Raw genomic sequence first — 13,257 nt, 5'->3', positions numbered from 1 at the left:
GGGAGCGCTGAATCGATTAAACTCAACAAGCCGAACAGTATAGCGTAAATAGCTGGTTTTTTTCCAGCGGAACGTATTTGCGCGGTCTTTCAGGTGTGTTAGGTTATTCGGTTAGGCCATTGTTTGGCGACTGACCTTTATGTGGTGTCAAAGCAGAGAAATTCAACCCCACTGCCTTAAACACCGCTTAATGACGCTGGGCAAGCTCCATTACCAAACTGGCTAAACGCTGCCGCTGAGCCTTATCGAGCTTTTGCCCTGAGCGCTCTAGATTAAGCAACGCGTCATACTCATCCTGAGGTGAACGCTTGCGCTGTCTATCCAACAGATGCTCAACCAGCCCTTCAAGTTCCGCTTCCCGCGTCGCTTTCGGTATAAGCAGCTCACGTTTCGCTAGCGTTGCTAGCATTTGCCCCTCATGACTTCCCTGAAAATGTGCCAATACCACTTGAGGGCTGCGGTAACGCCCGGCACGCAGTAGCGCGATCAGTTCGCGACACAGCGGCGTTTCGTCACTCTCAGGCAGCCAATCCAGTGTATCCGGCAGGGCTGACACCAGCGTTGGCTCATGCAGCAACAGCTGGACAATACGCGCCACCGTGGAAAGCACCTGTGCTGAATGCTGGCTACGTGCACTGACCGTGGGACGACCAGATGCTGCGCGGCCGGTAGAAACCGGCGCCTCCTGCATCGGCACTTCTGCGACCGCCTCTACCGGCTCCCAATCTGCTGGCGCTTTTCGCGCAGCCGCTGCACTCACTCGCTTTTCAAGCAGCACATGAAGCTGTGCCTGGGCCAAACCACTGCGCTTTGCCAGCGCCTCAAACAGCAGCGACTTGAGCATGCCCTCGGGCACTTTACTCAACGCCTCAAGCACCTGACTGGCAAACCGCTCACGCCCTTCCACCGTATTGAGATCACGCCCTTGGGCGGCTTGCTCAAACAGAAACTCCGAGAGGGGCATCGCACAGGTGACGCGATCTTGAAATGCCTCACTCCCCTCACGACGAACCAGCGTATCTGGATCATCGCCTTCCGGTAAAAACAGAAACCGTGCTTCGCGGCCGTCAATCATTAGCGGCAACGCTGTTTCAAGGGCGCGGCTAGCGGCTTGGCGCCCAGCGCGATCCCCGTCGAAGCAGAACACCACCCGACTAACCACGCGAAACAGGCGGCTAAGGTGATCTTCCGTGGTAGCTGTTCCCAGCGTGGCCACAGCATTGTGTATACCGTATTGAGCCAAAGCCACGACGTCCATGTAGCCCTCGACAATCACCAACTGCTCTAGCTTGCTGGAGGATTGACGCGCTTCATACAAGCCGTAAAGCTCTCGCCCCTTATGAAAGACAGGGGTTTCTGGCGAATTAAGGTACTTCGGCTGCTCATCGCCCATTACCCGACCACCAAAGGCGATCGTTCGACCACGTAGGTCGCGGATCGGAAACATCACCCGGTCACGAAAGCGGTCATAGGTGCGCCCGGTATCCTCACGATGAATCAGCAGGCCATACTCCACCTGCACCGACTCACCAATACCTTTAGCGCTCAAGTGTTGCTTTAACGCCTCCCAGCCCCCAGGCGCATAGCCAATGCCATAAGTGCTGACTACCTCCGGCGATAAACCGCGACCCTGTAAATAGCGTTGGGCGCTCTGCCCTTCCTGCATTTTTAACCGCTCGCGGTAAAAGCTAGCGGCTACTTCCAGCAGGTTAACCCCCTCTTTACGCTTTTTTTCACGCTGCTGGGCGCGGGGGTCGTCAGCGCCTTCCCGAGGCACTTCGATACCCAACCTGCCAGCCAACTGCTCGACCGCCTCAGGAAACGGCAGCTTGTCGTACTCCATTAAAAAGCGTAGCGCATTACCGTGGGCGCCACAGCCAAAGCAGTGATAAAACTGCTTGTCGGCACTTACGGTAAATGACGGTGATTTTTCCTGGTGAAAGGGGCATAGACCAGCGTAGTTTCGGCCAGCTTTCTTAAGCTGCACGCGCTCACCAACCACCTCAACCACATCTACGCGGCCAAGCAAGTCGTCAATGAAACGCTGTGGAATCTGGCCAGCCATGAACTGCGGGCATCCTCGCGCGAAGCGCTTGCGGGCGGGTTTAACGTCATCAGGCAGCGCGCCTGATCACCTTAAACAACGCAATACAGAGTAAAGATCACTACCAGCAATGAAAAACAAACGGCCACCTAGTGGCGGCCGCTTGGCATCCCTCTTGAGATAACCCGCTAACAACGCTGGCTATCCCCAGGTACGGATCAATAGAGCCGTTCGAAACGCTTTTGCTCACGCTGGATCTTCTTAGCGTGACGTTTTACGGCAGCTGCCGCTTTGCGCTTACGCTCAGCAGTCGGCTTCTCGTAGTGCTCGCGACGGCGTACTTCAGAGAGAACACCGGCTTTTTCGCAAGAACGCTTGAAGCGACGCAGGGCGACGTCAAACGGCTCGTTATCACGTACTTTTACAGAAGGCATTAAGCACTCACCTACCTTAAGGAGTCTTGATTTCGGATAGTACGCATACTGCAAAATGCGGTATGCGACCCAGTTTTACAGCGCACAGTAGTCTAGTCGTGGTTGACGATCTTTGCAAATGCTAGACTAAGCCGTTTAGCGATTACTTACGCCTTTTCCAACCATCTTATTTCTGACTATCTCAACGGGTTCCATTGTTATGCGCGTACTGGGCATTGAAACGTCTTGCGACGAAACAGGCGTCGCGATCTATGACGCCGCGCAAACGGGCGGCAGCGGTTTGTTGGCCGACGCGCTTTACAGCCAAATTGCGATGCATGCGGAGTACGGTGGCGTCGTCCCCGAGCTTGCCTCCCGCGACCATACACGCAAGCTTCTGCCACTCATTGAGCAGGTACTCCACGACGCTAAGCTCACGCGACAAGACCTCGATGGCATTGCCTATACCGCAGGCCCGGGCTTGGTAGGCGCCCTGATGGTTGGCGCCAGCACCGCACACGGCATGGCACGAGCGCTAGACATCCCCGTACTGGGGGTTCATCACATGGAAGGCCATCTGCTGGCACCCATGCTTGAGGATGACGCGCCCGATTTTCCATTCGTGGCACTGCTCGTATCGGGCGGGCATACGCAACTTGTTGAAGTACAGGGCTTAGGCCGCTATCAACTACTGGGCGAGTCCGTGGACGATGCCGCAGGTGAAGCGTTTGATAAAGCCGCCAAAATGCTGGGTCTTGCTTACCCCGGCGGCCCACTGATTGCCAAGCTGGCTGAGCAGGGCGACCCCAAGCGGTTTCGCTTCCCCCGCCCGATGACCGACCGTCCCGGCTTGGACTTCAGCTTTTCCGGCCTAAAAACCCACACCCTCACCGCCATTCGTCAATTAGAAGCAGCCGGCGAGCTAGATAGCCAAGCACGGGCTGATGTGGCGCGGGCGTTCGAAGAAGCCGTGGTAGATACCTTGGTGATTAAATGCCGCCGTGCGCTAGATCAAACAGGCTTAAAGCGCATCGTCATGGCGGGAGGCGTAAGCGCCAATACACGGCTGCGCGAACGATTGGCACTGGAAACTGAGAAACGCAACGCCCGCGCTTACTACCCACGGGGGCGCTTCTGTACCGATAATGGCGCTATGATTGCCTATGTAGGCGCTCAGCGCTTAGCCGCAGGCGAACAAGACACAAACGGGGTAATGCAAGCAACCCCCCGCTGGCCGCTAGATACATTACTTCCCCCTTCCCCTAACCGCGCAGGTTAGGCTCTTCACCCTGGCGCAAACGGCGAATATTTAACCAGTGGCGGGCCAACACCAACAGGCTGAACCCGCCCACTACGCTCACATATTCTGGGGCTAACCAGTAACAGGCTATAGGAGCGATCAGTGCGCTAACTACCGATGCCGCCGCGGCGGTGCGTAGCCGCCATGCTAATAGCGCCCAGCACACCGCACTTAATAACGCCACACTGGGCACCAGCACCAGCAATACACCGAAAGCACTCGCTACCGCTTTACCACCACGAAACTTATGCCATAGCGGGTAGCTATGGCCTAAAAGCACCGCTAACCCCACCGCCCCTTGCAGCCAAATAGGCAGCGCAAGAAGCTTGGCAGCCAATACTGCGGGCACCGCTTTCAGTGCGTCCAGCAGCAGCGTTGCCGCCGCTAGGCGGGGCCCATAAAGGCGTAGCACGTTTGAAAAACCAGGGTTACATGAGCCATGAAACCTTGGGTCTGCCACCTGCGCGAGGCGACAAACGCTAAGCGCTGCCAACCAGCTGCCGCTTAGATAGCCCAGTACTATCAAGATCATGGCCGGCTCGCATTCGTTATGGTGGCCTTTAGATTGACAACGTTAGTTCTGATGACATCCGTGAGTCGCATTAGCTCTGTTCACCTTGTCCATCGCCTTACTGTCGTTTAGCGCCGACCTCAAGTACAATCGCTCGCTTGTTGCCGCTAGGGGAATGCCCGTGGATCGTATTTTGATCGAAGGACTCACCGTAGACACCGTCATCGGTGTGTACGACTGGGAGCGCACGATAACGCAATCGCTGAGCTTGGATTTATCGCTAGCAACGGACATTCGACCTGCAGCGGCCACAGACGATTTACGTTTAACGCTCGATTATGCCGCTATTTGTCAACGAATCCAGCAATTCGCCAATGAGCACCAGTTCGCCCTGGTGGAAACGTTTGCTGAGCGTCTCGCGGCGTGTTTACGCAGCGAATTTTCGATTAGCTGGTTACGGCTCACCCTACGCAAACCAGGAGCCGTCCCCCAAGCTTCCAGCGTAGGACTTGAAATTACCCGCGGCAAATTACCGGAGGCCATCGAGGCTACGCATTCATGAGCTTGGTGACCGTCAGTTTAGGCAGCAATATTCACCCCGACAAACATATTCGACTGTGCCTGGATGCGCTTGAGGATACCTTTGGCGACCTGCAAATATCCCGTATATTTGAAAGCGAACCGGTAGGTTTTAAAGATAGCCGCAATTTTTACAACGCCGTGGTTGCCTTCCATAGCAACTGGCCAGCGGGTGAGCTGCAGGCCTGGGCCAAACAGCTTGAAATCGCTCACGGGCGCACGCCAGAAATGACAAAATGCAGCCCCAGAGCCCTGGATATAGACCTACTGACAGTGGGTGACGCCAACGGCATTGTGGACGGCATTCCCCTGCCCCGCGCGGAAATCACCCACAACGCTTTCGTGCTACAACCGCTGGCCGAGCTTCTACCCGCCCAGCGCCACCCTGCCTGCTTAACCCCTTACGCCACCCTGTGGCAGCGCTTCAAGCTGGGCAACCAGCGCTTATGGGCAGTGGATTTTCAGTGGCGTGGCCGCTGGGTTTCCCAGGCAGATCCTCAACTCCGAGCAGCTCAAGCAAGATAATAGCCTAAGCAAGGGCCTTGGCGACCGCCTGTTGGCGCCGTGCCCGCAGCGCCTCACCCAGCGCACCGCCACGCAAGCCTTCGCTCACCAGCGCTTGAGGATCAACCGCCTTAGCTCCCTGCCAAGCGTTACGCAACGGCGCTTCAAGCTCGCTATTAATCCGGCAGATAAGCTGTAGCTGCGCCTTAACCTGCTCGGGCTTTCGCCACCCATCTAAACGTTCCAACCAATGCAGCACGCCCTCGTCAGTTAGCGGTGCCGCCATCAGGTTAAAGCTAAGCGCCACATGGCGAGCAAGCTGGGCCACGGCGTTAGGCAAGCGTAGGCGCTGAGCAAGGGCGTCGCGTTGTGGGTCAACCAGCACCGAGACAAGCAGCGCATAGCGCCAATGGGCTAAGGGCATGTGCGTCTGCTCTGGCGCGTGCATCAGTCGCGTTAAACCTGCCGACAGGTGGTCGTTTAATTCTGGCCACCAAACGGACAGTGCACCGCAGCGTTGTAACGTTGTGAAATAGATATCAGGGCTTGGTTCAGCCAGGGCTTTTTCGGTTTCGACCCACACTCGCTCTGCTGCTAGGTGTTCAAGTTCACCGCTATGGCTCACCTGCTGCATTAAATCGAGTGTTTCAGCGGCGATGGTGAACCCCAGGTTGGCATAGCGCGCCAGAAAGCGAGCGGTACGCAGCACCCGCAACGGGTCTTCGCTAAACGCAGGGGAAACATGGCGTAGCAAACGATTTTCAATATCTTGCTGGCCATGAAATGGGTCAGTGAACTCCCCGTCGGCACGCTGGGCAATGGCATTGATCGTTAAATCCCGCCGCAGTAGGTCCTCTTCTAGGGTGACATCTGGACTCGCGTGCACCTCAAAACCACCGTAGCCATGCCCTGACTTGCGCTCGGTGCGGGCTAATGCATACTCCTCAGATGTCTCTGGGTGCAGGAATACAGGAAAATCACGACCGACAGGCTTGAACCCTCGTTTACGCATCATGTCTGGCGTCGCACCGACCACCACCCAATCGTTATCGTAAACCGGCCAACCCAGAAGCTCATCCCGCACGGCGCCCCCTACCCGATGCACCTCAAGCCCTTTTACTTTAGGGTCTTGCTTAAACACGTTAACGGCCCCTCCGTTGCAGGCTTGGCACGCTGGTGCGCTCACCGGTGTCTAGGTTAAGCGCGGTGAGTGAACCGCCCCAGACACAGCCCGTATCGATGGCGCTAGCATTAACCTTTGAACCCGGCGTTCGGCCTTCTAACGCCGCCCAATGGCCAAACAGCAGTTGAAGCGCGTCGCCTCTTGGGTACTGAAACCAGGGATAAAACCCTTCTGGAGCGCTATCCAACCCCTCTTTTGCAGCAAAGTCTAGCCGCCCCTGCTCATCAATAAAGCGCATGCGGGTTAACACATTGACGATACAGCGTAGGCGGTCAACACCTTCTAATGCGTTATCGAAGCGGTTCGGCTGGTTACCAAACAGCTGGGATAGGAATTCTCCAGAGCGCTCCCCCGTCAGCGCTACCTGCACCTCTTGGCTTAGCGATAGCGTTTGCTGGGCGCTCCAGGTGGGTAATACACCGGCGTGAGTCATTAGCGTATTGCCGTCTTGGATAGCCAGAGGCTGGCTTTGCAGCCAATCCAGTAGCGCTTCGCGGTCTGGCGCGGTGAGAATATCGCTTAGGGTGTCGTGTTTTTTTAGCGTGCCGCCCCCGCGGGCCACCACCAACAGATGGAAATCGTGGTTACCCAGTACGCACCTACTGCCCAGCGCTTTTGCCTCGCGGAGACAAGCAAGCGAGCCAGGACCTCGGTTGATGACATCACCTACCAGCCAGAGCGCATCCTTGACCGGATTAAAGTTTAGTTGCTCAAGCAGGCTGACGAACTCGGCATGGCAGCCGTGTAGATCGCCAATCACATAAGTACTCACAGGCGACGCCCCTTAGCAGATAATCAATGCAGCTGACGCGGTACCGCTAGCCGAAAAGGCGCAATAGACACATCAAAAGCGCGCTGTGTGTAGGTATCAAGCAGCGTGTAGGCACCTTCCATCACCCCGACAGGAGACTGCAAGATCGCCCGACTGGTATAGCGAAAACGCTGACCTGGGCCAATCAGCGGCTGCTGCCCTACCACGCCCTTACCGCGCACTTCCTGGCTATCGCCATTGCCTTGGGTAATTTTCCAATAGCGCGCCATTAGCTGAACACTGTGGGGGCTTTGGTTATGCACCGTCACGGTGTAGCTGAATACATAGCGCGATTCGGCATCGCTTGATTCGCCAGAACAGTATTCGGGGGTTACGCTGACCTCAATGTCCAGGCCGCTCACGTCTCTCCCTCCTCTTGACCGCTGGCCTCATCAGCAGCCACTTGGTTAGCGATGGCGACATACTCCGCCACGCTCAACGTCTGCGGGCGACGGGCAGGATCGATCCCCAACGCCTCTAAGGTCGCAGCGCTCACTCGGCCTTTCAAGTTATTGCGCAGCGTTTTACGCCGCTGACCAAAAGCGAGCTTAACCAGTTCAAACAGCAGCGTTGGGTCATCGGCGGTGTGGGGCAAACGATCGTGAGGTGTTAGCCTAACAATGGCTGAGTCCACTTTCGGGCGGGGTACGAAGGCTTCCGGAGGCACGATAAACAGCTGATCCACATGGCAGTAGTACTGGGCCATCACTGACAAGCGCCCCCAGTCGGTGCTCCCCGGCTCAGCCGCCAAGCGCTCAACCACCTCTTTTTGCAGCATAAAGTGCATATCGGCAATGGCAGTGCCCATGGTTAATAGATGCACAATCAAGGGAGTTGAGATGTTATAGGGGAGGTTGCCCACTACCCGCAGTGCAGGACCATCCCCTTTAAGCGCGGCAAAATCAAACTTCAGCGCGTCGCCTTCGTGGATGACAAAATCCGGGTAGTTGAAGAACTGCACTCGCAGGCCAGGGATCAAATCGCGGTCTAACTCAACGACCTCCAGCTTGCCGGTCGCCTCCAGCAGCGGTGCGGTAAGCGCCCCTTGGCCAGGGCCAATTTCAACAAGACGATCGCCTTCACGAGGCCCAATCGAGCGGATGATACGCGAGATAATGCCAAGATCGCGAAGAAAGTTCTGGCCAAAGCGTTTACGAGCGCGGTGCTGCTGGGGCACGTGAGACATCTAACAGTGATCCTTGGAAGTATAGTTCGTGAAGCTGCTGTAATAGGGCTGGGCGTATGGGCTTAGTGAACACGCAAGCGGCATGGCTAACGTTATTAAGTCGCCAACTGGCGCTGGTCAGCAAGACGTCGCGCCAGCGTTAGCGCAACCGCAAGGCTACTGGGGTCGGCAACGCCACGCCCGGCAAGATCAAGCGCCGTGCCATGGTCAACCGATGTGCGTACCAACGGCAGCCCAAGGGTAATATTGGCAGCCTGCCCAAAGCCTGCGTATTTTAGCACTGCAAGCCCCTGGTCATGATACATCGCCAATACCGCGTCTACGCCTGCTAAGTGCCGGGGCGTAAAGAGCGTATCAGCGGGAAGAGGGCCTTGTATGTCCAAACCTTCTGCGCGCAGCGCATCAAGCGCGGGCGTGATGATTTCAAGTTCTTCGCGGCCTAGGTGGCCATCCTCCCCGGCATGGGGGTTTAAACCACATACCGCAATACGCGGGGTCGCGATCCCAAACTGACCCTTAAGGTCTTTCGCCAGCAGGCGACTGATACGTAACACCCGTTCATAGGTAATCGCATCCGCCACGTCGCGCAGCGGCAGGTGCGTAGTAACCAGCGCTACCCGCAGGTCGCCACTGCCTTGCCAACTCTCGGCCTTGGTATGCAGGGCGGCATCGGTCGCCAGCAGCATCACCACTTCATTCACGCCGCAGGCATCCCGCAACCACTCGGTGTGGCCAGTGAAGCTTTCAAAGCCCCCTTCAATAATCACCCCTTTATGCAGCGGCGCGGTAACCATCGCAGCCGCTCGACCTTGCTGGCAAGCATCAACCGCGGCCTGGAGGGTATTAAGCACGTAGCGTGCATTGGCAGGGTTGAGCACACCCGGACTAGCAGGCGCTTCCAACCAAACCGGCATCACCGCCAAGCGTCCCGCTGATGAGGCAACGCCCTGCTCTGACACGGCCTCAACAACCTCAACGTCGAGTGCTAGCATAGCTGCCCGTTGGCGCAGCATGTCGGGATCGCCCACGGCAAGTGTACCTTCCGGCAACCGCCCCTGGGCCGCTAGCATAAGCGTTAGCTCCGGGCCAATCCCTGCTGGCTCCCCGGTGGTAATGAGCAGGGGCAAGTTTGGTTGGCCTGGGCCTGTTTGACTAAGCATTAAAGACGGATATCCACAAAGGCCTGCTCACGGATCTCACGCTGCCAGGCTTGCAGCTCTTCATTTGCACGCCGCTGGAAAATCGCTTGGCGAACCTGCTCGCGGCGACTCTCTTCGGTAACATCTTGGCGACGACGCTCCAGCACCTCAATAACGTGGTAGCCAAACTGTGAGCGCACCGGTTGAGAGGTTTGATTAGCGCCAAGCGAGCCCATTGCTTCTTCAAAGGCAGGTACCGTTTGGCCTGGGCGCACCCAGCCCAGCTCACCGCCGTTCATAGCACTGCCACGGTCGTCGCTAAACTCTCGGGCGACCGCGGCAAAGTCTTCACCTTGCTGTAGACGCTGGCGCGCTTGCTCTGCCCTGGCGCGTGCTTGATTTTCATCACGGTTGGGCGTCAGTTCAACCAGCACATGGCGAGCTCGTGTCTCTTCGATAAAGGATTGCCCCTGCTGCGCGTCCTGCTGCTGGCTTATAAAACGCTCAACCTCGCGGTCACTTACAGAAACACGCTGGCTAATACGGCGCTGCTGAATTTGGCGCATGAGCATTTCACGACGAACCTCCTCACGGACATCGGCCAGGCTCATACCATCGGCTTCCACGGCGTCGGCAAACTCGTCCAGCGTCATGTCGTTGGACTCTGCAATCGTGCGCAGCTGTCGATTTAGCTCAGTATCATCAACGCTCAAATTAGCCTGGCGCGCCATCTGAAGCTGAATTTCATCCATCACCATACGTTCAAGCACCTGCTGCGCCAGCTGAGAGCGTGGCGGCAAACTACCGCCTTGGGCCTCGGCCTGCTGCTCAACCTGGTTGATGCGGTCGTTAAGTTCGCTGCGCATAATGACGCCATCGTTCACCACGGCAACAACGTTATCCAACATTTGCCGCTGCGTGGACTCAAAATTCTGCGCATGCAGGGTGAATGGCACAAGCGCTGCGCTGGCCCCGAGGCAGAGTGCCATCATGCTACCCGCAGAGAGCAGTTTTGCCCGTTTTGTTACCACACGGGTTAGCAGGGTGTTTCTGATCGTCATAAAAAGTCTCTTTCACTCGCCAATTAAGGAGGTCGTTAAAGGGGTGTTGGGCGATAGCCAGGGATCGCCCGTTCAAAGTAGCTGTCGGCATCCTGCCCAACGCCACCCAAGCCACGGAACACAAAGCGTAAAAACAGTCCGCGGTCATTGAAATCATCACTCACTCGGGCGGTATCGTTATCGTCCACCCACTCACGCCACACTAGCTGCACACCATAGCAGCAGTCATTCCACTGCAGCCCCGCTAACTGCTCCAGTGAGCGGTCATTAGTCTGATCGTGAAGGTAGCGGCCTATCAAATCAATCCGAGGGCTGGCTTTCCAGGCAAACGAGAGATCCCACTCTTCGCGGTTAAAGTTTCGAAAGCCATCATCTCCGGGAACAACGCCAGGATCGAACCCTTCGATCTCCCAACGGTAGCCAAGGTTCACTATATGGCCCTGCGGATGGCGATAGCGTAGGTCCACACTAGAGCGTTCGGTCTGCTCGCGGTGGTCATCGTAGAGCCATTCGTAGCCGGTGCTCCAGCGGTCATTGATCTGCCAGTCCAGCCGCGTAACCAGCGGTGAGCGGTCTCGGGTGGCCTGGTAACGACGCTGGGGATTGACGCCTGGGTCTTCCTCGGGCCGCGCTGGCAGCGTATCGGGGTCACCCTCGCTATCAATGCGACGTTCAGAAAAATAGAGGCTCTGACCGATGCCAAAGGTCAGCCGGTCACGCCCTGTACTGTCTTCAAGCAAACGTGACTGCACGCCAACAGAGACACGGTTAAGATCCCCGACCCGGTCGGTTCCCGAAAAGCGATGCGGCGACCAGAGTTGTTCCCAAGAAAACACCCGCTCTCGGCTATCAAAATCGGGCAGTTGGGTTTGGTTTGTGCGCGGCACGTAGGCGTAGTTCAGGCGCGGCTCCAGCGTTTGGCGATAGTCACGCCCGCCCAACTCAAGCTCGCGGTCGAAGACTAACCCGCTGTCGATGGAGGTAATCGCAATACTGCGGCTTGGCGAGGTCTCGCGGTCAGTAACACGCTGACCATAGTCAAGCTCGTAAGCGGTTTGCCATAGTTCGGTGCGCGGTTCGATATACCCCCAAGCCTGCTCTGCCCGCCAGCCAAATGCAGGCGACAAATGCAGACGCGTGCCGGTGGCCGCTTCACGCTCAGGCACTTGCCGCTCATCGACATCCCGCCAGAAGTAGGTGGCGTTAGAGCGCCACTGGCTATAGAAACCGCTGCCAAACTGCCAGTCGGCATTGGCCGTTAAGCTAGGCAGCCGATAAAAAGGTTTATCGGTATCGCTTAACGGATCCTCTAAACGCTGGAACCCCTGGGCACGGGCATCCAGCTGCCAGCGCTCGCCGCGGTAATCGACCTGGGCCAGCCGCTCCATACTCACCCGCTCACTATTGCCAAACTCGCCGCCAAAGTCGTCAAAGTAGCGGCCATCGCTGGCGGCGCCATAACGTAAATTGTAGTCGCTGCGCTCATTAATCAGGCCGGTATGGTAGGCGTCAATATACCAGCGGTCTTCGCCCTCAAAGCGGTTGCTACCGGTACTGCTTCCCCCATCGTTATTTAAAAAGCCGCCTTCGACAATACCCTGGCTTTCGGCAAACAAATAACGATATTCACCGTTGAGCAGTAAGCCTTGATCCGACATCCAGCGCGGGGTGATGGTGGCATCGTGGTTGGGTGCAATGTTCCAGTAAAACGGCTGGGTATAGTCAAAGCCGTCACTAGAGAAGCCCACGGAAGGTGAAAGCAACCCCGTATGGCGCCGGTCATCAATGGGGAAGCGCAGCCAAGGCCAATAGAAGACCGGCACGTCTTTTATTTCTAAACGGGCATGGCGTGCGGTGCCGAAGCCCTCGGCCTGATCCAGCTTGATATCACTTCCCACTAACTGCCAGCTATTGGCACCCGGGTCGCAGGCGGTGAAGGTAGCGTTGCGCAAGCGATACTGCTCTTCACCGGTTTGCTCAAGCTGGCTGGCTTGCCCGCGCAAGTGTTGCTCGTAAAGAACATAGTGACTGTTGCTTAACGAAGCGCGATCTTCGTTAAGCATTAGTGTAGCTTGGTCGCCGCGCAACAGTGCTTGGCCGTCGCGCAGGGCTAAGTTGCCCTGAACCTCGACCTGCTGGCGGTCAGCAGGTAAATAAACCTGTTCCGCGGTCAGCTCCGTATTGCCCCGCCGCAATACCACATCGCCCCGCAGAAGTGCTTCGCCGTCTGCAGCATAATCCACCTCTTGGGTTTCAACCGACAGTGTTTCGGGGTTCTGTTCCGCTGGCAAGCGGTAGCCAGGCATTACATAACGCCCACGACACACTTGTAGAGACGCCTCATCCTGCCCATAGGGCTGCCAATCAAGCGCCTCAGCAGGCAGCGGTTGGCCTTGGGCCACCGCTGAAAAGGAGGCGCCCGCGAGCAAACTGCCCAACAGCGTGTGCGCGACCGGAGCGGTGCGCGAAAATCGCTTGCCCATGTTCGTTATCCTTGGCATCCAGAATCGGTATTATACAGGCAGC

13 protein-coding genes are annotated in these 13,257 nt (G+C 57.0%); 3 read left to right on the top strand and 10 right to left on the bottom strand.

The features are described from left to right. Window positions 1-187: 187 nt before the first annotated feature. On the bottom strand, window positions 188-2,065 hold the full coding sequence (gene dnaG / locus P8S54_RS15605) for a DNA primase (protein WP_281442470.1): 1,878 nt from the start codon (window positions 2,063-2,065) through the stop codon (window positions 188-190). Between the two features lie 197 nt (window positions 2,066-2,262). Beyond that, the gene (rpsU, locus tag P8S54_RS15600; protein WP_007113641.1) at window positions 2,263-2,478 is read right to left on the bottom strand and encodes a 30S ribosomal protein S21; all 216 of its coding nucleotides are present in this window, start codon (window positions 2,476-2,478) and stop codon (window positions 2,263-2,265) included. A gap of 199 nt (window positions 2,479-2,677) precedes the next feature. Between rpsU and tsaD the strand changes: the two genes are divergently transcribed. Next, window positions 2,678-3,736 carry a tRNA (adenosine(37)-N6)-threonylcarbamoyltransferase complex transferase subunit TsaD gene (gene tsaD, locus P8S54_RS15595; protein WP_281442469.1) on the top strand — a complete coding sequence of 353 codons (1,059 nt, stop codon included), beginning with the start codon at window positions 2,678-2,680 and terminating at the stop codon, window positions 3,734-3,736. Here tsaD and plsY read toward each other — a convergent pair. Next, entirely contained in the window at window positions 3,720-4,289 is a 570-nt protein-coding gene (plsY, locus tag P8S54_RS15590; protein WP_281442468.1) for a glycerol-3-phosphate 1-O-acyltransferase PlsY, read from the bottom strand. The genes tsaD and plsY overlap by 17 nt on opposite strands. A gap of 160 nt (window positions 4,290-4,449) precedes the next feature. On the opposite strand from plsY, the gene folB reads away from it, so the two are divergent. Continuing rightward, complete coding sequence (folB, locus tag P8S54_RS15585) at window positions 4,450-4,830, top strand: dihydroneopterin aldolase (protein ID WP_281442467.1); 381 nt, start codon at window positions 4,450-4,452, stop codon at window positions 4,828-4,830. After that, entirely contained in the window at window positions 4,827-5,372 is a 546-nt protein-coding gene (gene folK / locus P8S54_RS15580) for a 2-amino-4-hydroxy-6-hydroxymethyldihydropteridine diphosphokinase (protein ID WP_009100322.1), read from the top strand. Before folB ends, folK begins: the two co-directional genes overlap by 4 nt. A gap of 4 nt (window positions 5,373-5,376) precedes the next feature. Here folK and P8S54_RS15575 read toward each other — a convergent pair whose 3' ends face one another. From P8S54_RS15575 to P8S54_RS15545, 7 genes are all read right to left on the bottom strand, one after another. After that, window positions 5,377-6,492, bottom strand: a complete 1,116-nt coding sequence (locus P8S54_RS15575; RefSeq protein WP_281442466.1) for a polynucleotide adenylyltransferase — start codon at window positions 6,490-6,492, stop codon at window positions 5,377-5,379. Window position 6,493: 1 nt separating this feature from the next. Then, the gene (locus tag P8S54_RS15570; RefSeq protein ID WP_281442465.1) at window positions 6,494-7,306 is read right to left on the bottom strand and encodes a symmetrical bis(5'-nucleosyl)-tetraphosphatase; all 813 of its coding nucleotides are present in this window, start codon (window positions 7,304-7,306) and stop codon (window positions 6,494-6,496) included. A gap of 23 nt (window positions 7,307-7,329) precedes the next feature. Further along, on the bottom strand, window positions 7,330-7,707 hold the full coding sequence (gene apaG / locus P8S54_RS15565) for a Co2+/Mg2+ efflux protein ApaG (protein WP_281442464.1): 378 nt from the start codon (window positions 7,705-7,707) through the stop codon (window positions 7,330-7,332). Next, entirely contained in the window at window positions 7,704-8,531 is an 828-nt protein-coding gene (rsmA, locus tag P8S54_RS15560; RefSeq protein ID WP_281442463.1) for a 16S rRNA (adenine(1518)-N(6)/adenine(1519)-N(6))-dimethyltransferase RsmA, read from the bottom strand. The genes apaG and rsmA overlap by 4 nt, the downstream gene beginning before the upstream one ends. Before the next feature lie 95 nt (window positions 8,532-8,626). After that, window positions 8,627-9,691: a 4-hydroxythreonine-4-phosphate dehydrogenase PdxA gene (pdxA, locus tag P8S54_RS15555; RefSeq protein WP_281442462.1), complete on the bottom strand. Its 1,065-nt coding sequence runs from the start codon at window positions 9,689-9,691 to the stop codon at window positions 8,627-8,629. Next, window positions 9,691-10,731 (bottom strand): peptidylprolyl isomerase, encoded by a 1,041-nt coding sequence (locus P8S54_RS15550; protein WP_281442461.1) that lies wholly within the window; start codon window positions 10,729-10,731, stop codon window positions 9,691-9,693. Before P8S54_RS15550 ends, pdxA begins: the two co-directional genes overlap by 1 nt. A gap of 35 nt (window positions 10,732-10,766) precedes the next feature. Continuing rightward, complete coding sequence (locus P8S54_RS15545) at window positions 10,767-13,214, bottom strand: LPS-assembly protein LptD (protein WP_281442460.1); 2,448 nt, start codon at window positions 13,212-13,214, stop codon at window positions 10,767-10,769. Window positions 13,215-13,257: the final 43 nt, after the last annotated feature.

The organism is Halomonas sp. M1 (genome assembly GCF_029581375.1).
In the GTDB taxonomy this organism is placed as follows: domain Bacteria; phylum Pseudomonadota; class Gammaproteobacteria; order Pseudomonadales; family Halomonadaceae; genus Vreelandella.
Note: the sequence above shows the minus strand (reverse complement) of the source record. Positions and strands in the feature narration are given on the sequence as shown.

What these genes read in the sequence shown, in the direction of transcription:
- dnaG (WP_281442470.1), bottom strand. Translation starts at nt 2,065, where the DNA reads ATGGCTGGCCAGATTCCACAGCGTTTCATTGACGACTTGCTTGGCCGC.
- rpsU (WP_007113641.1), bottom strand. Translation starts at nt 2,478, where the DNA reads ATGCCTTCTGTAAAAGTACGTGATAACGAGCCGTTTGACGTCGCCCTG.
- tsaD (WP_281442469.1), top strand. Translation starts at nt 2,678, where the DNA reads ATGCGCGTACTGGGCATTGAAACGTCTTGCGACGAAACAGGCGTCGCG.
- plsY (WP_281442468.1), bottom strand. Translation starts at nt 4,289, where the DNA reads ATGATCTTGATAGTACTGGGCTATCTAAGCGGCAGCTGGTTGGCAGCG.
- folK (WP_009100322.1), top strand. Translation starts at nt 4,827, where the DNA reads ATGAGCTTGGTGACCGTCAGTTTAGGCAGCAATATTCACCCCGACAAA.
- rsmA (WP_281442463.1), bottom strand. Translation starts at nt 8,531, where the DNA reads ATGTCTCACGTGCCCCAGCAGCACCGCGCTCGTAAACGCTTTGGCCAG.
- pdxA (WP_281442462.1), bottom strand. Translation starts at nt 9,691, where the DNA reads ATGCTTAGTCAAACAGGCCCAGGCCAACCAAACTTGCCCCTGCTCATT.
- P8S54_RS15550 (WP_281442461.1), bottom strand. Translation starts at nt 10,731, where the DNA reads ATGACGATCAGAAACACCCTGCTAACCCGTGTGGTAACAAAACGGGCA.
- P8S54_RS15545 (WP_281442460.1), bottom strand. Translation starts at nt 13,214, where the DNA reads ATGGGCAAGCGATTTTCGCGCACCGCTCCGGTCGCGCACACGCTGTTG.